Origin of the sequence: Cryobacterium zongtaii (genome assembly GCF_002909375.1) — a bacterium.
GTDB classification, from domain to species: domain Bacteria; phylum Actinomycetota; class Actinomycetes; order Actinomycetales; family Microbacteriaceae; genus Cryobacterium; species Cryobacterium zongtaii.
On sequence record NZ_PPXD01000007.1, the window covers coordinates 69,332 to 95,932 of the forward strand.

Genomic DNA, 26,601 nt, shown 5'->3' on the forward strand with positions numbered 1-26,601 from the left:
ATAACCCCGCTCTCAGATGAACCCGGCCCGCGCCGAGTACCGCAACGAGCGAGGTCGCGCCGCACGCGCACGAATCACGGCATGAGAGGTGTTCGAATGGCAACCCCAACGAAGACAGAGCCCGAATTGAAGACCACCGAGACCCAGCCGGCCGACGACGCAACCGTCACCGCGGCCAAGACGCCCGCACAGAAGGCCGCTGCGACGCGCGCAGCCACGGCCGCCGCCAAGGCCGCCGCCGCCGCGGCCGGTGCCGACGCCCCGGAGAAGGCCGCACCACGCAAGCGCGCCGCGAGCACGAAGACCAAGGCGCCAGCGGGGAAGAAGAAGGCCGGCGATGCCGAAGCCGGCGACGACGAGGCCGTCGCTCCCGGTGACGAGCACGACACCGATGATGACGACACCACCGACGGCGCCGCCAAGCGCGTCGCCCCTGCCGAGCCGCTGCCCAGCGGTGCGCTCGTGCTGTCCCTCGTCGACGATGAGGATGAGGTACCGGTCTACTCGAGCGCCATCACCGGCGCGACGGCGGACCCGGTCAAGGACTACCTGAAGCAGATCGGCAAGGTCGCGCTGCTCAACGCCGCCGAAGAAGTCGAACTGGCCATGCGCATCGAGGCGGGCCTGTTCGCCGAAGACAAGCTCTCCCAGATGACCGACGCCGAGAAGAAGAGCGCGCTCGGACGCGAATTGCAGTGGGTCGCCAAGGACGGCGCCCGCGCGAAGAGCCACCTGCTCGGCGCCAACCTGCGTCTGGTCGTCTCCCTGGCCAAGCGGTACACCGGTCGTGGAATGCAGTTCCTGGACCTGATCCAGGAGGGTAACCTGGGCCTCATCCGTGCGGTCGAGAAGTTCGACTACACCAAGGGCTTCAAGTTCTCCACCTATGCGACCTGGTGGATCCGCCAGGCCATCACGCGCGCCATGGCCGACCAGGCCCGCACCATCCGTATCCCGGTGCACATGGTCGAGGTCATCAACAAGCTCGCCCGTGTGCAGCGCCAGATGCTGCAGGACCTCGGTCGCGAACCCACGCCGGAGGAACTGAGCCGCGAGCTCGACATGACCCCGGAAAAGGTCGTCGAGGTGCAGAAGTACGGCCGCGAGCCGATCTCCCTGCACACCCCGCTCGGCGAGGACGGCGACAGCGAATTCGGCGACCTGATCGAGGACACCGAAGCGGTGGTTCCCGCCGATGCCGTGGGCTTCACGATGCTGCAGAAGCAGCTGGAAAGCCTGCTCGACTCCCTCTCCGAACGCGAAGCCGGCGTCATCCGGATGCGCTTCGGCTTGGGGGACGGCATGCCGAAGACCCTCGACCAGATCGGCGACACCTTCGGCGTCACGCGTGAGCGGATTCGTCAGATCGAGTCCAAGACCATGGCCAAGCTGCGCCACCCGTCCCGGTCGCAGTCGCTGCGCGACTACCTCGAGTAAAGAGTTGGCTGTACGGTACGCGCCGGCGATCCTGCTCGGCAGAGTCGCGCGCACCCTCGCGCGCTGGCGCAAGCCCGGTGGCGGCTCTGCCGTCCCCGGCCTGGTCGTCAACACCATCGCGCCCGGGTTCCTCCCGCGCACCCTGAACGGTTTTCCGGGCGGGCTCGTCATCGTGACGGGCTCGGCCGGCAAGTCCACGACCACCAAGATGCTTGTTGCGGCGCTGCGCGCCCACGGCCTCTCTGTCTTCACCAACCAGTCGACGGCGAACATCAGCCAGGGTCTCACCTCGGCACTGTTGGAACGGGTCAGCCTGACCGGCCGCATTGAGGGCGACATCGCGGTCCTCGAAATGGACGAGGGCCACGGCGCCCTGATATCGGGCTCCCTGAACCCCCGCGTCGTCGTGCTGACCAACGTGATGGTCGATCAGATCGACCGTTTCCACGACTCCGACATGGTCGCCGCGATGCTGGCCAAGATCGCCGCACGGGCGACCGGTTCCGTGGTGCTGAACGCCGACGACCTCCACCTGTCCCGGTTGGGCGATGGTATTGCCCCCGGCGTCGCCGTGGCCCGCTACGGCGTGGCTGACGAGGTGCTTGCGGCGAACCCGCGGGGTTTGGGCTATACCCTCACCTCACCGACCCGGCTTGACGCCGCCGACGGCATGGTTCTGACCGCGGTCTCCGGACTCGACGCGACGGTGCTGGTCGACGGACGGGTGCACACGCTGCGGTTGCCGGCCAGAGGCACCCACTACGCGGTGGACGCGCTCACGGCCCTTGCCGCCGCCCGGTCGGCCCTGCTCGACAGGTTCGATGCCGCTGTTGCGGTCGCCGCGATTTCCAGCATCCCCCCGGTGTTCGGCCGCGGCGAGATCGTATCGGTGCGCGGCACCACTGTGGAATTCGTGCTGGTGCAGAACCCCGCCAGCCTGCAGCTCAACGTGGACAGCCTGGACCCCGACACCGAACAGATCCTCGTCGCCGTCGGCTCCGACGTGCGCGACCCGTCCTACCTCTGGCCGGCCGACACCTCCGCCCTCGGCCACGTTCTTATCGCCTCGGGGTCGAAGGCCTACGACATCGGCCTGCAATTGGCCTATGACGGCGTGCTCGTCGACCGCATCGAACCCGACCTCGGCCGGGCCCTCGACGACTTCCTGGCGTCACCGGAACCCGCCCACGGTGTCAAGACGATCATCTTCTCGGCCGATTCGATGCGGCGCACCCGGGCGCACCTCGGCCTGGAAACCAACGAAGCGGACCCGTCATGACAGTTGACCACCCGGCCGATCTCACCATCGTGAGCCTGCTCCCGCGGCTTCTGGACACCAACGGCGACGCCGCGAACGCGCGGGTTCTCGCGCAGCGCGCCCGCTGGGCCGGACTGTCGGCCCGGATAGTGCCCGTGCACGCCGTCGCCGACCTTCCCGCGACCGTCGACCTCGTCGTCATCGGATCGGGAACCGACACCGACCTCGTCGCCGCTCGCGACGCCCTCAGTACCCTGGCAGAGCCACTGCGTGCCTGGCTGACCGGGGGAGTGCCCGTGCTGGCCGTCGGTACCGGCTGGGAGCTGCTCAGCGCCGGACTCAACCTGGCGGACGGCTCGTCGGTCGACGGTCTCGGCCTGGTGCCGGGGCGCGCGGGCGCCCTGCCGGCCCGCGTCACGGACGACCTCGTCGTCGACGCCGACGGTCTGCGCCTGCTCGGCTTCGAAAACCATCTGCGCGGGTACGCCGGAGCCGCGGCCCCGCTGGGCACGGTGGACTACGGCACCGGCAACGGCGACGGCACGGAGGGCGCCGTCGACGGCAGCTTCATCGGCACTCACCTGCACGGCCCGGTCCTGGCCCGCAATCCGCAGCTCGCCGACCGGATGCTCGGAACTGCCGCCGCTGCCAGAGGCCTCACCCTAACCCCGACCGCTCAGACCGAATCGGTCGACGGCATAGCAAAAGCCGCACGCAACCAGGTTGCAGTGCGGCTTAGCCTCACCTCGGAGTAACTCCGGTCAAGCGCCATCGGCGCCGCAGTTGCCTGCGGCGCCGACCGGTGATTAGGACTTCTGGTCCTCGAAGAGTCGGCTCGACTCGTCGTGCCAGCTTTCGGCGATTGCGGCGAGCTTCTCCTGGTGCTTGCGTCCGTGGTGGGCGCAGAAGAGCAACTCGCTGTTATTCACGACTACACGGATGTAGGCCTGAGCGCCACAAGCGTCGCAGCGGTCGGCCGCGGTGAGCTGGTGGGGGGCGCCCTGTTGGTCGACGGCACCATTTTCGGTGGCGATCTGGGACATATTCTCCTCCTCCAGACTGATACCAGGTGATACCAATTGAATCCTTACTCACCATGTAAACACGGCCGGGCGTGGATTGGGCCACAGTTGGGTGACATTTCGCTCACCGCGTAGCCTTCCGCGCGGTGGACCCGGCTCGGGGGAGCCCCGCTCGAGTGTCGAACGAGGCTGCACGCATCCGGGTCGCTATTCTTAACAGTTGTGAGTTCTGACTATTCCGCCCGCCACCTCTCGGTCCTCGAAGGCCTGGACGCGGTGCGCAAACGCCCCGGCATGTACATCGGATCGACCGACTCCCGTGGTCTCATGCACTGCCTCTGGGAAATCATCGACAACTCGGTCGACGAGGCGCTCAGCGGGCACGGGTCATCGATCGGCATCGTGCTGCATCCCGATGAAAGCGTCGAGGTCAGCGACACGGCGCGCGGAATCCCGGTCGACATCGAACCGAAGACCGGACTCTCCGGGGTTGAGGTCGTCTTCACCAAGCTGCACGCCGGCGGCAAGTTCGGCAGCGGCTCCTACGCGGCGTCCGGCGGCCTGCACGGTGTCGGCGCATCGGTCGTGAACGCCCTGTCCGAGCGCCTCGACGTCGAGGTTGACCGCGACGGCAAGACCTGGGCGATGTCTTTTCACCGCGGCGAGCCCGGTGTCTTCGCCGACACCGGTGAGAAGAGCCCGGATGCGCCGTTCACGCCGTTCGAGAACAAGAGCGAACTGCGCGTCGTCGGCAAGGTTCGCAAGGGTGTCACCGGCACCCGCATCCGCTACTGGGCCGACCGGCAGATCTTCACCAAGGGCGCCACCTTCCAGACCGAGGACCTGATGGGCCGGGCCCGCCAGACGGCGTTCCTGATCCCGGGCCTGACCATCGACATCGACGACCGGCGGAGCGCCGTGCCCATCGCGGAGTCCTTCACCTTCGCCGGCGGCATCTCCGAGTTCGTGGACCACCTCGCCGTCGACACGCCGATCACCGACACCTGGCGGCTGACCGGCGCCGGGAGCTTCACCGAAACCGTGCCGGTCCTCACCGACACGGGCGCGATGATCCCCACTGAGCTCGTCCGGGAGTGCCAGGTCGACATTGCCCTGCGTTGGGGCACGGGTTACGACACCGTCATCAAGAGCTTCGTCAACATCATCGCCACGCCCAAGGGCGGCACCCACCAGGCGGGTTTCGACGCGGGCATGCTCAAATTCCTGCGGGCGCAGGTCGAGCAGAACGCCCGGCGGCTCAAGGTCGGCTCCGACAAGCTCGAGAAGGACGACATCCTCGCCGGGCTCACCGCGGTGCTCACCGTACGGCTGCCCGAGCCGCAGTTCGAGGGCCAGACCAAGGAGGTGCTCGGCACCCCCGCGGTGCGCGCCATCGTGGCCGCGGTGATCAACAAGACCATGACCGAACGGTTCACCTCGACCAAGCGCGACGACAAGACCCAATCGGCAGTGGTGCTCGACAAAATCGTGGCCGAGATGAAATCCCGCATCTCCGCCCGCGCCCACAAGGAGACCCAGCGGCGCAAGAACGCCCTGGAAAGCTCGTCGTTGCCGGCGAAGCTGGTGGACTGCCGCAGTAACGATGTGGCCCTGAGTGAGCTGTTCATCGTCGAGGGTGACTCGGCGCTCGGCACCGCGAAGTTGGCCAGAGACAGCGAACATCAGGCGCTGCTGCCAATCAGGGGCAAGATCCTCAATGTGCAGAAGGCGTCGGTCTCCGACATGCTCTCCAACCTGGAGTGCGCCTCGATCATCCAGGTCATCGGCGCCGGGTCCGGCCGCAGCTTCGACCTGTCCGCCGCCCGCTACGGCAAGGTCATCATCATGGCGGATGCCGACGTCGACGGTGCGCATATCCGCACGCTGCTGCTCACCCTGTTCTTCAGGTACATGCGCCCGATGATCGAAGCCGGCCGGATCTTCGCGGCGGTGCCCCCGTTGCACAGGGTCGTCGTGATGAACCCGGGCAGCAAACCCAACGAGACCATCTACACCTATTCCGAAGCAGAGCTGCAGGGTGTCCTCGCCGCGCTCAAGAAGAGCGGCAAACGCTTTCAGGACCCCATCCAGCGGTACAAGGGACTGGGCGAAATGGATGCCGACCAGTTGGCCACCACCACGATGGAACGGGCCCACCGCACTCTGCGCCGGGTCAGGGTCGCCGACGCCGAAATGGCCGGAAAGGTGTTCGAACTGCTGATGGGCAACGACGTCGCCCCGCGCAAGGAGTTCATCATCGAAAGCTCCGACAAGCTCAGCCGCGACCGCATCGACGTCTGACCGGGCCCGACTGTTCCCGAAGTCCGAATGGGCAACAGTTGCGGGAGTGAGACTGGTCGCGTCGCGGGCGGCGGTCAGCGTGGCGCGGCGGCGGCGAAGACGGTGCTGGGCAGATCCCGGTCGCCGTCCGCGAGGCCCCGAACGATTCGGGCGCACACGGCCACGGGGTCAAGGCCGACGGGCAAGGGCGGCGCCGTGCCGCTGATCGGATGGCTGGACAGCGCCGTCTCGGTGTGCCCGGGCCGCGCGTCGATGACCCGGATACCCGCTCGCCGCAGTTCCCGGCCGGCCGCGGTGCCGAAGGCGGCCAAGGCGGCCTTGGACGCCGAGTATGCCGCGAGATTGGCGGTCGGGCTCTCACTGACCACCCCGCTGAGGGTGAGGAAGAACGGTGCGCGGCCGGCGGCGGCCGAGGCCGAGAGCGGCCCGTGGGCGGCCTGCAGCAGCAGCATGGGCGCGGTGGTGTTCACGGCGAAGAGCCGGGCGATGGTGTCTCCGGTCAACTCGGAAGCGGGGCCGAAGGCGACGACACCCGCGGCGACCACGATCCCGTCGAGGTGGCCGGTCACCGAGACCGCCACGTCGACGAGGCGCCGGACGGCGGCGGGATCGGTGAGGTCTGCGGGGATGACTGCGCCGGGCAGTCCGAGTTCGGCGATGGCGGCGGGGTCACGGGCGCTGAGCACCAGGGTTGCTCCGGCGTCGGACAGTTGCCGGGCGATCTCCCGGCCGAGTCCGCCCGTGGCGCCGACGACGAGGATTGTGGAACCGTGGAGTTCGGGCATGTTTCACCCTACTGCGGGCGCCCCGACCGTGGCTGAAACGCGGTCAGGAAACGAACGGCGGTCGTACAGCCCTTCAGCCGATACCCGAACCGATCGAGCCGACGACGGCATCCAACATGGTTCCGGAAGCATCGCGCCGCGCCCCGGTGTCCGGCAGGGTCCGGGGAGAGCCCTCGATGCCCAGTGCGCGGGCGGGTGCCGCGCCCACCCAGGCCACAGCGAGGACGTCTTCGCCCTTGAGGAAGCGGTGCGAGCGCACCCCACCGGTGGCTCGACCCTTGGCGGGGAATTCGGTGAAGGCCGACACCTTGGCGCTACCTGGATCCGTTCCCGGCAGGGTCTGGCTTCCGGAGGCGATCGTCGCCACCACGGCGTCCTCGGCGGCGTCGGCCGCCAGGCTCGTGAAGAACACCACCCGGGCGTCCGGGCCCAGCTTGATGCCCGCCATCCCGCCGGCCGTCCGGCCCTGCGGGCGCACCGTCGATGCGGGGAACCGCAACAGCTGGGCATCGGAGGCGACGAAGACCAGCTCGTCGTCCTCCGCACCCTGGACGGCGCCGACGACCTCGTCTCCGGCCTTGAGCGCGATGATCTCGAAGTCGGGCTTGTTCGCCCAGTCGTTCGGGGTGACCCGCTTGACGATGCCCTGCCGGGTGCCGAGCGCGATGGCACGTTCGCTGTCCAGAGAGACCAGGGCACGGACCACCTCACCGCCGCTGCCCAGCGAGAGGTAGTCGCGCACCCGCACACCGGCCGCCAACTGGATCGAGGTGGGTGGCAGCACGGGCAGGTCGACGGGGGAGAAGCGGATGAGTCGGCCGCGATTGGTCACGGCACCGATCTCCGAACGGCTGGTCGTGTCCAGCGCCGAGAGGACAGCGTCGTGCTTGCTGCGGCGGTGCGCCGGAGTGATGCGTTCGGTCTGGTCGTCGCCGGGCTGCGGCAGGTCCACCCTGGCGATGCGGCCCGTGCTGCTCAGATAGACGCGGGTGGGGGAGTCTGAAACCTCGAGCACGGCCGTCTTCCGCGCTGAGGCGCCGGCGATGCTCGGACGTGCCTCGGTGAGCAGCGTGCGTCGCGGGGTGCCGAACCTGTCGGAGATGGTGGCCAGCTCGTCGGAGACCAGCGTGCGGATGGCCTGCTTGCTGGCGAGCAGGGCTTCCAACTCCTTGATCTCGGCGAGCAGCTGGTCTCGCTCTGTTTCCAGTTCGATGCGGGAGAACCTGGTGAGCCGGCGCAGCCGCAACTCGAGGATGTACTCCGCCTGCAGCTGGCTGAGGTCGAACACGTCGATGAGCCGGGTACGGGCCTGCTCGGTGTCGTCGCTGGCGCGAATCACCTGGATGACCTCGTCGATGTCGAGGATCGCGATGAGCAGTCCCTCGACCAGGTGCAGGCGTTCGCGGCGTCGAGCCAGTCTGTACGCGGAACGCCGGGTGACGACCTCGACGCGGTGGTTGACGTACACCTGCAGCAGTTCGACCAGGCCCAGCGTCTGCGGACCGCCGTCGACGAGAGCGACGGCGTTGATGTTGAAGGAGTCCTCCAGCGGGGTCACCCTGTACAACTGCTCGAGCACGGCCTCCGGGCTGAAACCGGTCTTGATCCCGATCACCAGGCGCAGACCTTTGGTGCGGTCGGTGAGGTCGGTGACGTCGGAGATGCCGCTGAGCTTCTTGGAGTTGACGCCGTCCTTGATCTTCTCGATCACCCGTTCGGGTCCGACCAGGTACGGCAGCTCACTGACGACGAGCCCCGCCTTGCGGGCGGTGATCGCCTCAACCGACACCTTGGCCCTGGTCTTGAAGCTGCCACGCCCGGTCAGGTAGGCATCCTTGATGCCGGCCAGGCCGACGATGGTGCCGCCGGTGGGCAGGTCAGGGCCCGGCACGAACTCCATGAGCTCGTCGAGGGTCGCACGCGGGTGGGCGAGCAGGTGCCGGGCGGCACCGATGACCTCGACGAGGTTGTGCGGGGCCATATTGGTGGCCATGCCCACTGCGATGCCGCTGGCCCCGTTCACGAGCAGGTTGGGGTACGCCGCCGGCAGCACGTCGGGCTGGGTGAGCTGATTGTCGTAGTTGGGCACAAAGTCGACGACATCTTCATCGAGGTGTTCGGTCATCGCCAGTGCCGGTGCCGCCAGGCGCGCCTCGGTGTACCGGGGCGCAGCGGGCCCGTCGTCGAGCGAACCGAAGTTGCCGTGCCCGTCGATGAGCGGCACCCGCAGCGTGAAGGCCTGGGCCATCCGCACCATGGCGTCGTAAATGGCGGTGTCGCCGTGCGGGTGCAGCTTGCCCATCACCTCGCCGACGACGCGCGCCGACTTCACGTGCCCGCGGTCGGGCCGCAGGCCCATCTCGCTCATCTGGTACAGGATGCGGCGCTGCACAGGCTTGAGGCCGTCCCTGGCGTCCGGGAGAGCTCGGGAGTAGATCACCGAATAGGCGTACTCGAGGAACGACCCCTGCATCTCCGTCGACACATCGACGTCTTCGATGCGCTCGGTGGATGCGGCGGGCCCCTGGTGGGCTGACACTGTCTTGTCTGAGCGGCTCATTCGTAGATTCTGCTGTGTGGTGCATGTCGGCGGAACCGGGAGCACCAGGCTGATGCGCACGGACCTGCGCTGAGGAAACCTGCGGCCGGGTCTATGTCAGACTGGGCCAGATGCCCCCTATGTTACCGGTCCGGCCCTTCAGCGCCGTTCGCCTTGCCGACGTTTTGACAAGTTCGCTGGCCTCGCTCCGGTCCCAGCCGAACCCGCTCGGGCTCCCGCCCGCGGGCAAGGCCCTCGTGCTCCTCGCGGACGGTCTCGGGATGAGCAACCTGCGAGCTCGTGCCGGGCATGCCCGGTTCCTCACCTCGCATCTGGCCAAGACCGACGTCGTCGACGGGGTGTTCCCGGCCACGACCGCCGCGGGCATCGCCTCACTGACCACCGGGGTCGCGCCAGGCACCCACGGGCTGGTCGGCTACAAGGTGCTCGACGCGGCCAACGATAGGGTCGTCAACCAGCTCACGGGCTGGGACGAGCGGATGGAGCCGCACAGCTGGCAGAACCAGCCGACGGTCTTCGACACGGCCGCGGAGACCGGGATCCCCAGCTTCGCCGTCGGCCCCAAGAGGTTCACGGATTCCGGCTTCAGCCGGGCCGTGCTTCGCGGTGCCGGCTACGTGCCGGCCGAGACCATCGGCGCGCGGTTCGACGCGGCGCGGGCGATTCTCGACGCCGAGCCCACGGCCCTGATCTACCTGTACGTGCCCGAACTGGACATCAACGCGCACGCCCACGGCTGGGAATCCGCCAGGTGGTTGGCGCAGCTGGAAAACCTCGACGCCGAAACGGCCGGGTTCGCCGCCACCCTGCGCCCGGACGAGGGCATGATCGTCACGGCAGACCACGGGGTCGTGGATGTTCCGGCGGCCAAGCAGGTGCTTTTCGACACCGTGCCGGCCCTCGTCACCGGGGTGCGTCACATCGGCGGTGACCCGCGCTGCCTGCAGCTCTACACCGAGGCCGGTGTCGACGCCGACGCGCTGGCCGACACCTGGCGTGCGGTCGAGGGCGAGCGCGCCTGGATCTTCACCCGGAGCGAGGCCGTGGCCGCGGGACTGTTCGGTGCTGTGCGAGACGACGCCGCGGCACGGATCGGCGACGTCATCGTGGCCGCCCGGAAGCTGATCGCATACTACGACTCGCGGGAACCCAACCAGTCGGCGCGCAGCATGGTCGGCCAGCACGGCTCCTTGACCGATGAGGAACTGCGTGTTCCGGTCATCAGGTTGGGCGCATACCGGCGTTGACCCGATGCACGCAAAAACCCCTCGGAGCCGGCTCCGAGGGGTTCTTTCGTGTTTCGTGGATCAGGCCGGGTACTGGCCCCGCTTCACCTGGGGCTTCGGCAGGCGCATGACCCGCAACTGCAGGGCTCGCATGGCCGCATACCAACGGACCTTCTCGGCCCGGTCGGCGCCGAACTTGGCCTCGATTTTCTTGGTGAGGATGAAACCGAGCACTATGCAGTCCGCGATCGCGACCAGGAAGAAGGCCCAGAGAGCGAGGATGCCATACGTCTGGACGGACGGATCCGGGAAGAAGGTGAGCAGGATGACCAGGAACATCACCGGGATCATGAACTCGCCCACGTTGAATCTGGCGTCGATGTAGTCACGGGCGAAACGCTTCTGCGGTCCACGCTCGCGCACCGGGAGGTACTTGTCGTCACCGGCGGCCATGCCGAGACGCGCCCTCTCACGGGCCTCGGCCGACTTCGCCCGCGCCTGCTTGGCGGCCAGTTTGCGGTCGTCCGGAACCAGTGGGCGTTTGTTCGCGGCCTCCTGTACACGGCGGCTCGGCGTGGGCTGGCCCTTGCGCGTCGACTGACCGGCCAGACGGGACTTCGTCTCGTCGGCGGATTCGATCGACGGTTCTGCGCCGGGATTTACAGGTTGCTTAGCCACATCAGTTCCTTGCAGTTAGGTTGCCTTAAGATTACTCGCATGACGGATACCGCGGACACAGCAGCAGCAACCACCCAGCAAGTCGCAGCACACTCCCGTGAATCGGCGCTGCGGAACGCCGTCGAACGGGAGCTCCCGCGGACGGTCGCCGACCTGTGCGCCCTCGTGCGGATCCCCTCGGTGTCCTGGGCGGCATTCGATCGCGATCACGTGCGCGCCAGCGCCGACGCCGTCGCCGAGCTGGTGCGGGAGATCGGGATCTTCGACACCGTCACGGTCACGCAGGCGGGCATCCCCGGTACCGACGAACTCGGACAGCCCGCCATCCTCGCGACCCGCCCGGCCAAGAACGGCCGCCCCACGGTTCTGCTTTACGCCCACCACGACGTGCAGCCTCCCGGGCTCGACGACGCGTGGGACTCGCCGCCCTTCGAACCGACCCTGCGCGGGGACCGCCTGTACGGCCGCGGCGCCGCGGACGACAAGGCCGGCGTCATGGCGCACGTCGCCGCATTGCGCGCGCTCCTCGCGGCCACCGACGGGGACCTCGACCTCGGCCTGGCCCTCTTCATCGAGGGCGAGGAAGAATTCGGCAGCCGCTCCTTCGCCACCTTCCTCACCGAGAACCGGGAGGCGCTCCGCGCCGACGCGATCGTCGTCGCCGACTCGAACAACTGGGACGTCGACACTCCGGCCATCACTATCGGGCTGCGCGGCAACGTCACCTTCAGGCTCACCGTGAGCACGTTGGCGCACGCCTCGCACTCCGGAATGTTCGGCGGCGCCGTCCCGGACGCCATGATGGCGACCATCAAGCTGCTGGGCACCCTGTACGCCGCAGACGGGTCCGTCGCGATCAGCGGTCTGACCAGTCACGACGCGCCGACACCGCCGTACGATGAATCCGCGCTGCGAGCGGAGACCGGCCTGCTCGACGGTGTCTCCCCGATCGGGCACGGATCCATCCTCAGCCGCATCTGGTCCCAGCCCGCGCTGACGGTGACCGGAATCGATGCTCCCACCGTCGCCAACGCGTCCAACACCCTGACGCCCGCGGTCAGCGTGCAGATCAGCGTGCGCATCGCGCCCGGCCAGTCCGCCAAGGAAGCTGCCGGCGTGATCGAGGCCCACCTGCGTGCACACGCTCCGTTCGGCGCCCACCTCGCCATCGACGACCTGGACACCGGAGAACCGTTCCTGGTCGACACCGGCGGGTGGGCCGTGGCGGAGACCCGCCTGGCCATGACGGCAGGCTGGGGCGTGGAGCCCGTCGACATCGGTGTGGGCGGGTCGATCCCGTTCATCGCGGACCTGGTCCGGGAGTTTCCCGAAGCGCAGATCCTGGTGACCGGGGTCGAAGACCCGGATTCCCGGGCGCACAGCCCCAACGAGTCGCTGCACCTGGGCGTCTTCAAGCGAGCGGTGCTCAGTGAGGCCTTCCTTCTGGGCCGCCTCAACGACCGCACCGGCCACTGACCCCACCGCAGGGCCTGAGAAGAAGGCGTCCGCGTCATCCAGCCCGCTCACGGCCCGGGCGGATACACTAGGAACAGATTCGCCGGCGGACCCCATGCGCGTGGGATGCTCACCGACGCGAAACCGGATAATACCGAGGAGCACCATGACCGACACGATCGAAACCAGCACCATCGCCCACGGCGTCGGTCTCACCGACGTCGCCGCCGCGAAGGTGCGCAGCCTGCTCGCCCAGGAAGGCCGCGAGGACCTGCGACTGCGCGTCGCCGTGCAGCCCGGCGGCTGTTCAGGCCTGATCTACCAGTTGTACTTTGACGAGCGCACCCTCGAGGGTGACGCCGTCATGGACTATGACGGTGTCGAGGTCGTCGTCGACAAGATGAGCGTCCCGTACCTCGAGGGTGCCTCCATCGACTTCGAGGACACCATCCAGAAGCAGGGCTTCACCATCGACAACCCGAACGCCGGCGGCAGCTGCGCCTGTGGGGACTCCTTCAACTAGCGCGTGATCTTAAAAAAGGAGACCGTCCACTGGACGGTCTCCTTTTTGCACATCCGGTTCGGGTCCCGTCGTCGTCGGCGCTTCTGGCTCAAAACGGCTCAGGACGGGCCCTTCGACCCTGTTGTCACTCCCCAATCGGAGCGGAGAATTGCGACGGGTCCGTCGCTCGTGCACTCGGGTGCGACCGGCGCGGAGTAAGCTAAAGATGATAAACGCACTTCCTGTGTAGTGCCTTCACGTCTTTCCGAAAGGTCACCGGTGCTCAAAAACCGCCGTCTCCGATGGGCCGTCATACCGGTCGCAGCAACGCTAGCCATTGTCCTCGCCGGATGCACCCAGGCTCAGCTCAACGGGTACCTGCCCGGTTTCGAGGAGGGCGAGTCCCCGGTAACCAACAACACCGAGCGCGTGTCCGGTCTGTGGACCACCTCGTGGATCGTGCTGCTCATTGTCGGCCTGATCACCTGGGGCCTCACGATCTGGTCCGTCGTCGTCTACCGTCGGCGCAAGGGCCAGACCGGACTCCCGGTGCAGCTGCGGTACAACATGCCGATCGAGATCTTCTACACGATCGTCCCGCTCATCCTGGTGCTGGGCTTCTTCGCCTTCACCGCGCGGGACCAGAACGCCATCGAGGCACGGTTCGACGAGCCTGACCTGCAGATCGAAGCGATCGGCAAGCAGTGGGCCTGGGACTTCAACTACGTCACCGACGATGTCTTCACTCAGGGTATTCAGGGCCAGCCTGACCTCGAGGGTGAGAAGGGCGCGCTGGTCGAGTCCGAGATCCCTACGCTCGTCCTGCCCGTCGGCAAGAAGATCGAGATCGCGCTGGAAGCGCGCGACGTCATTCACTCCTTCTGGGTCATCGACTTCCTCTACAAGAAGGACATGATCCCGGGCAAGACCAACTACATGTCGGTCATCCCCGAACGCGTAGGCACCTACGCCGGCAAATGCGCCGAGCTCTGCGGCGAGTACCACTCGTTGATGCTCTTCAACGTGGAGGTCGTCTCCGAGGCCGACTACGAGGCCTATGTCGACTCCCTGCGCGCCGCCGGCAACGACGGCCAGGTCGACAGCGAATACGACCGCAACTTGAACCAACCAGGCACCGACGCCCCGACGGCTGAGGAAGGCAACTAGACCATGAGCACCACAACAGCTCCCGCCGGCGCTCCGGCAGCGTCCTCGGCCGCCCGGCCGACCGGCGTTGACCGCAAGGGCAACATCGTCGTTCGGTGGATCACCTCCACCGACCACAAGGTCATCGGGTACATGTACCTGATCACCTCGTTCATCTACTTCTGCCTCGGCGGGGTGATGGCGCTCGTGATGCGCGCCCAGCTTTTCGAACCCGGACTGCAGATCGTGCAGACCAAGGAGCAGTACAACCAGCTCTTCACGATGCACGGCACCATCATGCTGCTGATGTTCGCGACACCACTGTTCTTCGGCTTCGCGAACGCGCTGATGCCGCTCCAGATCGGTGCACCCGACGTCGCGTTCCCGCGACTCAACGCGTTCTCCTTCTGGCTGTTCTTCTTCGGCAGCCTGATCGCGGTCGGCGGCTTCCTCACCCCGCAGGGAGCGGCGTCGTTCGGCTGGTTCGCGTACCAACCGCTGGCGAGCACGACCTTCTCGCCAGGGGTCGGCGGTAATCTGTGGATGGTCGGCCTGGGGCTCTCGGGCTTCGGCACGATCCTCGGTGGCGTGAACTTCATCACCACCATCATCACCATGCGTGCCCCCGGCATGACGATGTTCCGGATGCCGATCTTCACCTGGAACACTCTCGTCACCTCGCTGCTGATCCTGATGGCGTTCCCGGTGCTCGCCGCCGCCATGCTCGCCGCGGCCAGCGACCGGATCTTCCTCTCGCACATCTACGACCCGGCCAATGGCGGTGCCATCCTCTGGCAACACCTGTTCTGGTTCTTCGGTCACCCCGAGGTGTACATCATCGCCCTGCCGTTCTTCGGCATCGTGTCCGAGGTGTTCCCGGTCTTCAGCCGCAAGCCGATCTTCGGGTACAAGACCCTGATCTACGCGACCATCTCCATCGCGGCGCTGTCCGTGACGGTGTGGGCGCACCACATGTACGTGACCGGCTCGGTCCTGTTGCCGTTCTTCTCCCTGATGACGATGCTCATCGCGGTTCCGACCGGCGTGAAGATCTTCAACTGGATCGGAACGATGTGGCGGGGTTCGCTGACCTTCGAGACCCCCATGCTCTGGGCCATCGGCTTCCTGATCACCTTCACCTTCGGTGGGCTGACCGGCGTCATCCTGGCCTCACCGCCGCTGGACTTCCACGTGTCAGACACCTACTTCGTGGTTGCCCACTTCCACTACGTGGTCTTCGGCACGGTCGTCTTCGCCATGTTCAGCGGGTTCTACTTCTGGTGGCCCAAGTGGACCGGCAAGATGCTCAACGAACGCCTGGGCAAGTGGCACTTCTGGCTCCTGTTCATCGGCTTCCACACAACCTTCCTCGTGCAGCACTGGCTCGGTGTGGTGGGCATGCCCCGCCGTTACGCGTCCTACCTGCCCGACGACGGGTTCACCTGGATGAACCAGCTCTCGACCGTCGGCTCGATGATCCTCGCGATCTCGATGATCCCGTTCTTCCTGAACGTGTACGTCACCGCCCGAACGGCTCCGAGGGTCACGGTGAACGACCCGTGGGGCTACGGCGCCTCCCTGGAGTGGGCGACATCCTGCCCGCCGCCGCGCCACAACTTCACGTCGATCCCGCGTATCCGCTCCGAGCGTCCCGCATTCGACCTGAACCACCCGGAGGTCGGTATGCCCGTCGGCATCGGTCCGGCAAAAGACGCCCCGGATGCTCCCACCTATGACGCAGGATCGGAAAAGGTTAAGTAGATGAAAGCCAATGTCAACCTTTACTGGATCCTGACCGGATTCCTCGCGCTGGTAGCAGTCGCGTACGTCGTGTGGGGTCTCGTCGACCCGAGCCAGGGTCGCATCGAGTGGGTCGGAGCCTTCGCGATCTCCCTCTGCGCGCTGCTCGTGGCGTTCATCGCGTTCTACCTGTCTCGCGTCTACAAGGCGCAGGGCGGCGAACTTCCCGAAGACATGCTCGACGCCAACATCGATGACGGCGACCCCGAGTTGGGCTTCTTCAGCCCGTGGAGCTGGTGGCCGATCATGCTCGCGGCCAGCGCGGCACTGTTGTTCCTGGGACTGGCCGTCGGCTTCTGGATCTCCTTCATCGCCGTCGGCATCGGCGTGATCAGCCTCGTCGGCTGGGTCTACGAGTACTACCGCGGACTCTTCGCCCGCTAGGCCCCACCACCGCACGACAAAGCGCCAGTGACCTTCGGGTCACTGGCGCTTTGTCGTGCACCGATGCTCAGTGCAGGGATCGGCGGAAGCCGAGGAGTCGGAACGCCACGGTCACCTCGGTCGACCCTGGCGGCTCGGTAGGGTGTGCGAGGTCTGTGGAGGATGTGTGGTGCGAGGACGGGCCCATGCCGATGAGGGCGGCAACGTCGTCGGGGGAGAGCACCAGGACCCTGGAGAGGTCCGCCGTGGACTCCAGGTGAAAGCCCGGCGCCAGGCTGGCGACCAGGTCGTCGGTCTTGTTCCCGTGCACGTCCAGGGCCAGGCCGGCGGCGCGCAGCTCCTGGAGATGGCTGGCGTGCGGCACCACGACGGCGAGAAGTGCTCCGGGAGCCAGGATGCGATGGAACTCGGGCGGATTCCGGGGAGCGAACACGTTGATGGCCACGTCAGCGGCCCCGTCCCGGATCGGCAGCGGCGACCAGACATCCGCGACGAGCCCGTCCGTGGTCGAGCGTGGCTCGGTGAGACCGGCCCGGACCGTTCGTGCGACCGCGGCCGCTGACAGGTCCATGGCCAACGCCGCGACGCCCGGGGTACGGGATAGCGGGGAACCGGGGGAGTGGCCGGCGGAGGCGGCGTGCAGGGCCCCCCGGAGGTAATAGCCGGTGCCGCAGCCGATGTCGATGACTCGGTGCGGGGATTCGGCGGCCACGAGAGCGCTGAGGGCCTCGCGGAGTTCGGTATACCACCCGCGTTCCAAGAAGACGTCGCGGGCGTCCAGCATGGCGGCGGAATCACCGATGAGTTTGCGTGAACCGACCATGAGGGACGCGAAGCCCCGCCGGTTCGTGTCGAAACGGTGGCCGGTGCTGCAGGCGAGAACCCGGTCGCCGGCCGGGACGAGGTCGCCCAAACAGTTCGGGCACCGCAGCCACTCAGACAGAGTCTGGAGTGGGTGCGGTGCCCGAACCGATTCGGCTGAGGAACTAGTGGTGATCGCCGTGGCTTTCTTCGAGTTCCTTGGTCCCGACCGGGGCAATCCGATCTTCGAAGAACCAGCGGGACAGGCCGGCACGAACCCGCTGAACCGGGGACACCTTGCCCTGGGCGTTCGGAGTCAACTCGAGCGGCTTGTAGTTGGTGTAGCTGACCAACTTCCAACGCTCGTACTCGTCGACGGGCTGGTGCACCTCGATGTACTCGCCGCCGGGCAGACGGACGATGCGACCGGACTCGTAGCCGTGCAGGACAATCTCCCGGTCCTTCTTCTGCAGCGCCAGGCACACACGCTTGGTGATGAAGTAGGCGATGAATGGGCCGAGGATCACGACGGCCTGAAGGGTGTGGATGACACCCTCCATGGTCACCGAGAAGTGCGTGGCGATGATGTCCGAGGACGCCGCCGCCCACAGGCCGGCGTAGAACGTGACACCCGCGGCGCCGATGGCCGTGCGGGTCGGCGCGTTGCGCGGACGGTCCAGGATGTGGTGCTCGCGCTTGTCACCGGTGATCCACGCTTCGAGGAACGGGTACAGCAGGACAACGCCGATGAACATGCCGAGGCCCACGAGGGGGATCAGGATGTTGAACGACCAGGTGCCGCCCAGACCAACCCATTCCAGTCCCGGCGGAATCAACCGGAGGGCGCCGTCGGCAAAGCCGATGTACCAGTCCGGCTGGGTCCCGGCGGACACCGGTGAGGGGTCGTACGGTCCGTAGTTCCAGATCGGGTTGATCGTGAAGAACGAGGCCATCAGCATCACGACGCCGAAGACGATGAAGAAGAATCCACCGGCCTTGGCGGCGTAGACCGGGAGCACCGGGTAGCCGACGACGTTCGTGTCCGTGCGGCCCGCTCCGGGGTACTGGGTGTGCTTGTGCACCACGACGAAGAGCAGGTGCAGCGCGATCAAGGCGACGATGATCGCCGGAAGGAGCAGGATGTGAAGCGAATACAGACGACCGACGATGTCGGTGCCGGGGAACTCGCCGCCGAAGAGCAGGAACGAGATCCAGGTTCCGACGACGGGGATGCCCTTGACCATGCCGTCGATGATCCGCAGGCCGTTTCCGGAGAGCAGGTCGTCGGGCAGGGAGTAGCCGGTGAAGCCCTCAGCCATGGCCAGGATGAACAGGACGAAGCCGATCACCCAGTTCAGCTCGCGAGGCTTGCGGAAGGCTCCGGTGAAGTAGATGCGCAGCATGTGCAGTCCGATGGATGCCACGAACAGCAGCGCAGCCCAGTGGTGTACCTGACGCATCAGCAGTCCGCCGCGCACGTCGAAGGAGATGTCCAGCGAGGAGGCCATGGCCACCGACATCTCCACGCCCTTGAGAGGCACGTAGGAGCCTTCGTAGTGCACTTCGGCCATCGAGGCCTGGAAGAAGAAGGTCAGGAACGATCCGGACAGCAGGATGATGACGAAGCTGTAGAGCGCCACCTCACCGAGCAGGAAAGACCAGTGATCGGGGAAGATCTTGCGACCCAGTTCCTTGACCGCGGTGGAGATGCTGGTGCGCTCGTCGATGTAGTTCGCCGCGGCGCCGGTGAAGCCACCGGACTTCTTCGACTCGGCGGGTTTCATATCGGTTGTGGTACTCACTGTCGCTCCCAAAAGCTCGGTCCGACCGGTTCAAGGAAATCGCTCTGCGCGATGAGGTACCCCTCGGAGTCCACGGCGATGGGCAGCTGCGGAAGGGCACGTTTGGCGGGTCCGAAGATGACTTTCGCCTGGTCGGCCACATTGAACTGTGACTGGTGGCAGGGGCAGAGGAGGTGGTGCGTCTGCTGTTCGTACAGGCCGACGGGGCAGCCTACGTGTGTGCAGATCTTGGAGTACGCGACGATCCCGTCGTAGGACCAGCTGGCCCGCTCGGGCGTTTCGATGAGGTCCTCGGGCTTCATGCGCACGAGGATCACCACAGCCTTGGCCTTCTCTTCGAGCCGGCCGTGCTCAAGATCCATCAGGCCCTCCGGGATCACCGCGAAGGACGAACCCAGGGTGACGTCCGAGGCCTTGATCGGCGCACCGGACGGGTCCAGGGCCAGCCTGGTGCCCTTCTCCCACATGGTCTGCTTCAGGAGGGCGACGGGATCCTGGTCCATCGGGGCGAGCCCGCGGAACAGGACGACGGCGGGGAGCGGGAAGACCACGAGGGCCCCGATGAGGCTGTTGCGGATCACGGCGCGTCGGCCGATACCGGACTCCGTGTTGGCTTCCTGGAAGATTTCGACCGCGCGGGCGCGGGTCTCGTCGCTGCCCCGGACCGGGTGACGCTCGTCCACGCCCTCCTCGTCGTGCATCAGCGCCTTGCCCCAGTGCACCGCACCGATGCCCAGCGCCAGCAGTGCCAACGCGAGCCCGATCCCGATGAACAGGTTGTTCAGCCGCACGGAGCCCGGGTCTTCGGGGACGATCGGGAAGATGATGTACGCCGCGATGGCGAAAATGCTGCCGACGATCGACAGGTAGAACAGGGTGTACACCGTGCGCTCGGCGCGCTTCTCGGCGCGCGGGTCGAGGTCGGTGATCCGGGGGCGGTGCGGCGGGAAGCCGGGATTGGCCACGGCGTCGCGGGCGACGACGGCGGTGCCGACGGCGGCCGTGACGTGCTCGACACTCGAGGAGTCGGCAGCGGTCAGATCCTTTCCGCTGGTCTCATCGCTGGCCATTGTTCTCCTTCGTGGGCGCTGTCTGTGCTGGGTGTGTCATTGCCGGGTGCCGATCAATTCGATTTCGCCGTGATCCACACGGTCAGGGCCACGATGGCACCCAGACCGAAGATCCAGAGGAAGAGGCCTTCGGACACCGGTCCGAGGGATCCGAGGGCGAATCCACCCGGCGACGGGTTGTTCTCGATGTACTTGAGGTAAGTGATGATGTCGCGCTTGTCTTCCGGCGAAACGTTCATGTCGTTGAACACCGGCATGTTCTGCGGGCCGGTGATCATGGCCTCGTAGATGTGCTGCGGGGTGACGCCGTCCAGCGCGGGAGCGTACTTGCCCTCGGTGAGCGCGCCGCCTGCTCCGGCGACGTTGTGGCACATGGCGCAGTTGATCCGGAACAGCTCGGCGCCGGCGGCGGCGTCGCCCTCGGCATCCAGGTATTCAGCTTCGGGGATGGCAGGGCCGGGCGCGAGGGATGCGACATAGGCGACGAGAGCCGCGGTCTGCTCCTCGGTGAACTGCACAGGCTTGACGATGGCCTGCGGGCCGTTGGCCTGCATGGGCATGCGCCCGGTGCCGACCTGGAAGTCGACGGACGCGGCGCCCACGCCGATCAGGCTGGGACCGGTGCCGGTTCCGTCGGCGCTGAGGCCGTGGCAGGTCGCGCAGTTCGCGGCGAAGAGCTTCTCGCCCTCGCTGACGGTCTGCTGCGACGCCGTTTCGGTCTGCGCGGTGGCCGTGCTGGTGCTGATCATCGCGTACGCGCCGCCGGTGAAGAGCAGGCCGATCGCGATCAGGGCGACGCTGGCCAGCGGGCTGCGCCGACCGCTGCGACGTGTGCGGCCGTTGGTAGGTTTCTGAGTCCTGGGCATACTGAGTGTGTCCGCTCCTGCTTGTTATTTAAGAACGTAGATGACCAGGAAGAGCCCGATCCACACGACGTCGACGAAATGCCAGTAGTACGAGACCACGATGGCGCTGGTGGCTTCCTTGTGACCGAAGTTCTTGACCGCGAAACCGCGACCGATCACGAGGAGGAAGGCAATGAGTCCGGCGGTCACGTGGATGCCGTGGAATCCGGTGGTGAGGTAGAACGCTGAGCCGTAGGCGTTGGAGGCGAGGGTGACGCCTTCCGACACGAGGGTCGCGTACTCGAGGACCTGGCCGGAGACGAAGATGGCGCCGAGGGCATAGGTGAGGAAGAACCACTCGACCATTCCCCACTGGCTGGGCTTCCACCCGGTGGACCTGGCCTGCAGGCGCTCGGCAGCGAAGACGCCGAACTGGCAGGTGATCGAGGAGGAGACCAGGATCAGGGTGTTCACCAGGGCGAAGACGAAGTTGTGCTTTTCCGTCTCGAACTGCCACAGCTCCGGCGAGGTGGACCGCAACGTGAAGTAGATGGCGAAGAGGCCAGCGAAGAACATGACCTCACTGCCCAGCCAGACAATGGTGCCAACCGCCACGCTGTTGGGCCTGTTAACTACGGGAATGGTCGCCCGGGGAGTAATTGAGGTCGTCGTCACTATTCCATTATGACCGATTCCTCCACAGGTTTTTCTCAAGGTGAAGTGCCATAAGACCCTAATGTGAAAATTGGTATCCCCAACCGAGGCCCGACGACGCCGAAATACCGGTCGGGGGAGCGCCGGCGCTTAAGATTGGGCCATGCTCGAATCCCAGTCATGGCCCGCCGTTCTTGATGCCCTCCTGCGTAGAGAGGACCTGAGCGTCGCCGATGCGGCGTGGAGTATGGAACGCATCATGCTCGGCGAGGCCACCCCGGCCCAGTTGGCCGGATTCCTGGTGGCTCTGCGCGCCAAGGGCGAGACCGTCGATGAAATCGTCGGTTTCCGCGACGCGATCCTCGACCACGCCGTTCCGCTGAACGTCAACTCGATGGGGCTAGACATCGTCGGCACCGGGGGAGACCGGTTCGGGACTGTGAACGTCTCGACCATGGCGTCGATAGTGTGTGCGGCAACCGGTGTGCCGGTGATCAAACACGGCAATCGGGCGGCCAGTTCGGCATCCGGTTCGTCGGACGTGCTTGCCGCGCTGGGCATCGACCTGACCCTGTCGGCCGACGCTGTGGCCTCGATCCTGGCTGCCACGGGCATCACCTTCGCCTATGCTGCCGCGTTCCACCCCGGTTTTCGGCATGCCGCTGCCGTTCGGTCCGAGCTGGGTATCCCCACGGTGTTCAATTTCCTCGGCCCTCTCGTCAACCCGGCCCGGCCGGAAGCTTCCGCCGTCGGTGTGGCCAACCTCGACAGGGTCCCTCTGTTCGTCGGGGTGTTCCAGACCCGCGGAGCGTCGGCGTTGGTGTTCCGCGGCGACGATGGCCTCGACGAACTCACCACGACGGGGCACAGCCACGTGTGGGAGGTCTCCAGGGGTCTGGTCACCGAGCACGACATCGACCCGCGCGACCTCGGCATCCCGCGGGCGACCATGAGCCAGCTGATCGGTGGTTCGCCGGAACACAACGCGGCAGTGGTGCACTCGGTCCTCGCCGGAGAGCAGGGACCGGTGCGGGACATCGTGCTGCTGAACGCGGCAGCGGGCCTGGTCGCCTACGACCTCGCCCACGATCCCGCTCAGTCCCAGGTCAGCATCCTGGACCGGTTCCGGGCGAAACTCGCCGTGGCCGCGCAGGCCATCGACTCCGGCGCCGGAACCGCGAAACTCTCCGACTGGGTGCAGGCCAGCCGCGCCTGACCTGCACCACACCGCGGTTTGACGGTCAGAGCACGTCCTCGTCGACCCAGTCGAAGGTCTTGGTGACGGCCTTCTTCCAGTTCCGCAACTGCCGGGCGCTCTCGTCTGCGCTCAACTTCGGTGTCCAGCGGCTGTCTTCCTGCCAGTTCGACCGCAGCTCGTCCAGGGTGCTCCAGAAGCCCACCGCCAGGCCTGCCGCGTACGCGGCGCCGAGCGCGGTGGTCTCCGCCACAACCGGGCGGATCACCGGCACACCGATGATGTCGGCCTGGAACTGCATCAGCAGGTTGTTCTTGATCATTCCGCCGTCGACCTTGAGCTCGGTCAGCGGCACCCCGGAGTCCGCGTTGACCGCGTCGAGGACCTCGCGGGTTTGGAAGGCAGTGGCCTCCAGCGCCGCCCGGGCGATGTGGCCCTTGTTCACGAACCGGGTCAGGCCCACCAGGGCGCCGCGCGCATCCGAACGCCAGTACGGCGCGAACAGGCCGCTGAACGCCGGCACGAAGTAGGCGCCGCCGTTGTCATCGACCGTGGCGGCCAGCGTCTCGATCTCCTCAGACGACGTGATCATTCCCAGGTTGTCGCGCAGCCACTGCACCAGGGCGCCGGTGACGGCTATCGACCCCTCCAGCGCGTAGTGCGGTTCGGCGTCGCCGAGCTTGTAGCCCAGGGTGGTGAGCAGGCCGTTCTTGGAGTGGATGATGTCGGTGCCGGTGTTGAAGATCAGGAAGTTACCGGTGCCGTAGGTGTTCTTCGCCTCACCCTGGTCGAAGGCGGCCTGGCCGAATGTGGCGGCCTGTTGGTCACCGAGGATGCCCGCGATGGGCACCTCCCGCAGCAGGCTGTGCTCGTTGACGGTGCCGTAGACCTCGCTGGAGGACTTGATTTCCGGCATCATCGACTTCGGTACGTTGAAGATGCTCAGAATCTCGTCATCCCACTGCAACGTCTCCAAGTCCATGAACAGGGTGCGACTGGCGTTGGTGACGTCGGTGGCGTGCACGCCGCCCTCCAGGCCGCCGGTGAGGTTCCAGAGCACCCAGGAGTCGGTGGTGCCGAACATCAGGTCGCCGGCGTCCGCCTTCGCCCGCGCTCCCTCGACGTTTTCGAGGATCCAGACGATCTTGGTGCCGGAGAAGTAGGTCGCCAGTGGCAGGCCCACCTTCTGCTTGAACCGTTCCACGCCGCCGTCGGCGGCGAGACGGTCGACGATGGGCTGAGTGCGGGTGTCCTGCCAGACGATGGCGTTGTAGACGGGCTTGCCGGTGGTGCGGTCCCAGACCACGGCGGTTTCCCGCTGGTTGGTGATGCCGACAGCGGAGATATCGTGCCGGGTGAGGTTGGCCTTGGAGAGCGCCTGGCCGATCACCTCACGGGTGTTGTCCCAGATCTCCATCGGGTTGTGCTCGACCCAGCCGGCGCGGGGGAAGATCTGCTCGTGTTCGAGTTGTCCGGTCGAGACGATGGACCCCGAGTGGTCGAAGATGATGGCGCGTGAACTCGTGGTGCCCTGGTCGATGGCGAGTACGTACTTAGCCATGGTGTACCTCCTTGTACGTTGCGTGATGGCTTGAACAGACTATAAAACCGTGAGGCGGTTTTCAGGTGGACTGATGCACAGCGAAGCAGGCCAGTCCGGGGAGGGACCGGCCTGCCACGGTCATACCATGGGCAGCCAGACCAGCGATGCCCAGCCCGCCAGGACTCCGCCGATGACGGGTCCGACCACGGGGACCCAGGAATAGGCCCAGTCCGAGGACCCCTTGCCCTTGATCGGCAGGATGAAGTGCGCGATCCGGGGGCCCAGGTCACGGGCGGGGTTGATGGCGTATCCGGTCGGGCCACCGAGTGAGACGCCGATGACCAGAACGAGGAGGGCGACGGGCAAGGCGGCTACGGCCCCCACGTCACCGGACTGGCCCCAACCACCGAAGGCGAACACGACGAAGACCAGGACGAAAGTGCCGATGATCTCGGTGACGAGGTTCCAGCCGTAGGAACGGATGGCCGGCCCGGTCGAGAAGGTACCGAGCTTGTTCGCCGGTTCCGGTTCCTCGTCGTAGTGCTGCTTGTACGCCAGCCAGACCACCACGGCGCCGAGGAAGGCGCCGAGGAACTCGCCGGCCAGATACACGAGCGTCGAAAGGAAGTTCACCGGGACGTCCGCAGCACCGCCGAAGGTGTCGGAGCCCGATGCGACGATGCCGAGGGTGACGGCCGGGTTGAGGTGGCCACCGGAGTTGTACGCGACGACCACACCGACGAAGACCGCGAAGGCCCAGCCGATGGTCACCATCAGGAAGCCGCCGCCGAAGCCCTTGTTCTTCGTCAGGGCCACGTTCGCCACGACACCACAACCGAGGAGGGTGAGCATCCCTGTGCCCAGCACCTCCGACAAAAACACTAGACCGATATTGTCCACGATGACCTTTCTCGTAGTAGCGAGATGCCGGCAGTACCGGAGCAATCCCTTCGCGGTGAGCGATTTCGCAGTCACCATAGCGCGGGCGGGGCGTGAGCGAAATAGTCCCGATGGGCTGCATCATCTGCCTCTTACCGAGACCGTTGGCAGCGCGTAGGTTGGGCACGGAGCACAGTTGCGTGCCCGGCGCTCTAGCCTGCGCCGATCGATCCCGACGAAATGAAGGAATGGTCATGAAAAAGCTTGTCAACGACCCGAAGAACGTTGTCGACGAAGCCGTCGCAGGTTTCGGTGCCGCGCACGCGGATATCGTGCGAGTCTCGCTGGATCCGGTGTTCATCGTGCGAGCCGACGCGCCGGTGGCCGGCAAGGTCGGTATCGTCAGCGGCGGCGGCAGCGGGCACGAGCCTCTGCACGGTGGATTCGTCGGGTCGGGCATGCTGGACGCCGCCGTGCCCGGCGCTGTGTTCACCTCGCCGACACCCGACCCGATCCTGGCCGCGACGAAGGCCGTCGACGGGGGAGCCGGGGTGCTGCATATCGTGAAGAACTACACGGGCGACGTGCTGAACTTCGAGACCGCGGCGGATCTGGCCGAGGCCGATGAGATCGAGGTGCGCACGGTGATCGTCAACGATGACGTCGCCGTGAAGGACTCGCTGTACACCGCGGGGCGAAGGGGAGTGGCGGGCACCGTGCTCGTGGAGAAGATCGCCGGTGCGGCCGCCGAACGCGGTGATGACCTGACGAACGTGGCGACCGTCGCCGAGAAGGTGATCGGCCAGGTGCGCTCCATGGGCGTAGCCCTGACCCCCTGCGTCGTACCGCACGCCGGCGAGCCGAGTTTCACCCTGGCCGACGACGAGATCGAGATCGGCATCGGCATCCACGGCGAGCCCGGGCGCGAGCGGATCAAGCTCGAACCGGCCGACGCCATCGTCGACCGGATCCTCGGTCCGATCCTGGACGACATCCCCTACGCATCCGGAGACAAGGTTCTGCTCTTCGTCAACGGAATGGGCGGGACGCCCCAGGTTGAGCTGTACATTGTATTTCGACGGGCCGCCGAAGTTCTCGCCGAACGAGGCATCGAGGTGACTCGCACGCTCGTCGGCAATTTCACAACATCACTGGAGATGCAGGGCATGTCGATCACGATTCTCAAGCTCGACGATGAGTTGACCGCCCTGTGGGATGCTCCGGTGCACACAGCCGCACTGCGGTGGGGAAAGTAGGG

General features: G+C 66.4%; 23 protein-coding genes. 12 read left to right on the plus strand and 11 right to left on the minus strand.

Features of this window, described 5'->3' with window-relative positions; genetic code table 11:
- The first annotated feature begins 96 nt into the window (after positions 1-96).
- The 3 genes from C3B61_RS05085 to C3B61_RS05095 are packed head-to-tail and all read left to right on the plus strand — an operon-like array spanning position 97 to position 3,450.
- Positions 97-1,437 carry an RNA polymerase sigma factor gene (locus C3B61_RS05085; protein ID WP_103459773.1) on the plus strand — a complete coding sequence of 447 codons (1,341 nt, stop codon included), beginning with the start codon at positions 97-99 and terminating at the stop codon, positions 1,435-1,437.
- Positions 1,438-1,441: 4 nt separating this feature from the next.
- Positions 1,442-2,716 carry a MurT ligase domain-containing protein gene (locus C3B61_RS05090; protein ID WP_103459774.1) on the plus strand — a complete coding sequence of 425 codons (1,275 nt, stop codon included), beginning with the start codon at positions 1,442-1,444 and terminating at the stop codon, positions 2,714-2,716.
- Complete coding sequence (locus C3B61_RS05095) at positions 2,713-3,450, plus strand: type 1 glutamine amidotransferase (protein WP_103459775.1); 738 nt, start codon at positions 2,713-2,715, stop codon at positions 3,448-3,450. Before C3B61_RS05090 ends, C3B61_RS05095 begins: the two co-directional genes overlap by 4 nt.
- A 51-nt stretch (positions 3,451-3,501) precedes the next feature.
- Here C3B61_RS05095 and C3B61_RS05100 read toward each other — a convergent pair whose 3' ends face one another.
- Entirely contained in the window at positions 3,502-3,738 is a 237-nt protein-coding gene (locus tag C3B61_RS05100) for a DUF7455 domain-containing protein (RefSeq protein WP_066595309.1), read from the minus strand.
- A 201-nt stretch (positions 3,739-3,939) separates the two neighbouring features.
- Here C3B61_RS05100 and C3B61_RS05105 point away from each other — a divergent pair, with 201 nt between their 5' ends.
- The gene (locus C3B61_RS05105) at positions 3,940-6,018 is read left to right on the plus strand and encodes a DNA gyrase/topoisomerase IV subunit B (RefSeq protein WP_207795522.1); all 2,079 of its coding nucleotides are present in this window, start codon (positions 3,940-3,942) and stop codon (positions 6,016-6,018) included.
- A 74-nt stretch (positions 6,019-6,092) separates the two neighbouring features.
- Here C3B61_RS05105 and C3B61_RS05110 read toward each other — a convergent pair whose 3' ends face one another.
- Entirely contained in the window at positions 6,093-6,803 is a 711-nt protein-coding gene (locus C3B61_RS05110; protein WP_103459777.1) for an SDR family NAD(P)-dependent oxidoreductase, read from the minus strand.
- A 73-nt stretch (positions 6,804-6,876) separates the two neighbouring features.
- A complete protein-coding gene (locus C3B61_RS05115; RefSeq protein WP_103459778.1) occupies positions 6,877-9,363 on the minus strand; it encodes a DNA gyrase/topoisomerase IV subunit A in 2,487 nt (828 codons plus the stop codon).
- Positions 9,364-9,473: 110 nt separating this feature from the next.
- On the opposite strand from C3B61_RS05115, the gene C3B61_RS05120 reads away from it, so the two are divergent.
- Complete coding sequence (locus tag C3B61_RS05120) at positions 9,474-10,610, plus strand: alkaline phosphatase family protein (RefSeq protein WP_103459779.1); 1,137 nt, start codon at positions 9,474-9,476, stop codon at positions 10,608-10,610.
- Between the two features lie 60 nt (positions 10,611-10,670).
- Here the strand turns inward: C3B61_RS05120 and C3B61_RS05125 are convergent, their stop codons facing one another.
- The gene (locus C3B61_RS05125) at positions 10,671-11,267 is read right to left on the minus strand and encodes a DUF3043 domain-containing protein (protein ID WP_103459780.1); all 597 of its coding nucleotides are present in this window, start codon (positions 11,265-11,267) and stop codon (positions 10,671-10,673) included.
- A 39-nt stretch (positions 11,268-11,306) separates the two neighbouring features.
- Here C3B61_RS05125 and C3B61_RS05130 point away from each other — a divergent pair, with 39 nt between their 5' ends.
- The 5 genes from C3B61_RS05130 to ctaF all read left to right on the plus strand — a co-directional run bounded on the left by C3B61_RS05130 (position 11,307) and on the right by ctaF (position 16,554).
- Positions 11,307-12,743 carry a dipeptidase gene (locus tag C3B61_RS05130; protein WP_103459781.1) on the plus strand — a complete coding sequence of 479 codons (1,437 nt, stop codon included), beginning with the start codon at positions 11,307-11,309 and terminating at the stop codon, positions 12,741-12,743.
- A 145-nt stretch (positions 12,744-12,888) separates the two neighbouring features.
- Entirely contained in the window at positions 12,889-13,245 is a 357-nt protein-coding gene (erpA, locus tag C3B61_RS05135; protein WP_088456177.1) for an iron-sulfur cluster insertion protein ErpA, read from the plus strand.
- Between the two features lie 258 nt (positions 13,246-13,503).
- Positions 13,504-14,391, plus strand: coding sequence for an aa3-type cytochrome oxidase subunit II (ctaC, locus tag C3B61_RS05140; RefSeq protein ID WP_088456178.1), 888 nt, complete (start codon positions 13,504-13,506; stop codon positions 14,389-14,391).
- Between the two features lie 3 nt (positions 14,392-14,394).
- A complete protein-coding gene (gene ctaD / locus C3B61_RS05145; protein ID WP_088456179.1) occupies positions 14,395-16,131 on the plus strand; it encodes an aa3-type cytochrome oxidase subunit I in 1,737 nt (578 codons plus the stop codon).
- Positions 16,132-16,554, plus strand: coding sequence for an aa3-type cytochrome oxidase subunit IV (ctaF, locus tag C3B61_RS05150; protein WP_088456180.1), 423 nt, complete (start codon positions 16,132-16,134; stop codon positions 16,552-16,554). It begins immediately after the preceding gene.
- Positions 16,555-16,621: 67 nt separating this feature from the next.
- Here ctaF and C3B61_RS05155 read toward each other — a convergent pair whose 3' ends face one another.
- The 5 genes from C3B61_RS05155 to ctaE all read right to left on the minus strand — a co-directional run bounded on the left by C3B61_RS05155 (position 16,622) and on the right by ctaE (position 21,747).
- Positions 16,622-17,467, minus strand: coding sequence for a class I SAM-dependent methyltransferase (locus tag C3B61_RS05155; protein ID WP_103459782.1), 846 nt, complete (start codon positions 17,465-17,467; stop codon positions 16,622-16,624).
- Positions 17,468-17,540: 73 nt separating this feature from the next.
- A complete protein-coding gene (qcrB, locus tag C3B61_RS05160; RefSeq protein WP_174776331.1) occupies positions 17,541-19,139 on the minus strand; it encodes a cytochrome bc1 complex cytochrome b subunit in 1,599 nt (532 codons plus the stop codon).
- Positions 19,140-19,153: 14 nt separating this feature from the next.
- Positions 19,154-20,227 carry a cytochrome bc1 complex Rieske iron-sulfur subunit gene (gene qcrA, locus C3B61_RS05165; RefSeq protein WP_088456183.1) on the minus strand — a complete coding sequence of 358 codons (1,074 nt, stop codon included), beginning with the start codon at positions 20,225-20,227 and terminating at the stop codon, positions 19,154-19,156.
- Between the two features lie 53 nt (positions 20,228-20,280).
- A complete protein-coding gene (qcrC, locus tag C3B61_RS05170; RefSeq protein ID WP_088456184.1) occupies positions 20,281-21,093 on the minus strand; it encodes a cytochrome bc1 complex diheme cytochrome c subunit in 813 nt (270 codons plus the stop codon).
- A 24-nt stretch (positions 21,094-21,117) separates the two neighbouring features.
- A complete protein-coding gene (gene ctaE, locus C3B61_RS05175; RefSeq protein WP_370289929.1) occupies positions 21,118-21,747 on the minus strand; it encodes an aa3-type cytochrome oxidase subunit III in 630 nt (209 codons plus the stop codon).
- A 142-nt stretch (positions 21,748-21,889) separates the two neighbouring features.
- Here ctaE and trpD point away from each other — a divergent pair, with 142 nt between their 5' ends.
- A complete protein-coding gene (trpD, locus tag C3B61_RS05180; RefSeq protein ID WP_103459783.1) occupies positions 21,890-22,942 on the plus strand; it encodes an anthranilate phosphoribosyltransferase in 1,053 nt (350 codons plus the stop codon).
- 25 nt (positions 22,943-22,967) lie between these two features.
- Here the strand turns inward: trpD and glpK are convergent, their stop codons facing one another.
- A complete protein-coding gene (gene glpK / locus C3B61_RS05185; RefSeq protein ID WP_088456187.1) occupies positions 22,968-24,482 on the minus strand; it encodes a glycerol kinase GlpK in 1,515 nt (504 codons plus the stop codon).
- 120 nt (positions 24,483-24,602) lie between these two features.
- Positions 24,603-25,316 (minus strand): MIP/aquaporin family protein, encoded by a 714-nt coding sequence (locus C3B61_RS05190; protein ID WP_241990371.1) that lies wholly within the window; start codon positions 25,314-25,316, stop codon positions 24,603-24,605.
- Positions 25,317-25,597: 281 nt separating this feature from the next.
- Here C3B61_RS05190 and dhaK point away from each other — a divergent pair, with 281 nt between their 5' ends.
- Positions 25,598-26,599 (plus strand): dihydroxyacetone kinase subunit DhaK, encoded by a 1,002-nt coding sequence (dhaK, locus tag C3B61_RS05195; protein ID WP_103460016.1) that lies wholly within the window; start codon positions 25,598-25,600, stop codon positions 26,597-26,599.
- The last annotated feature ends 2 nt before the right edge of the window (positions 26,600-26,601 follow it).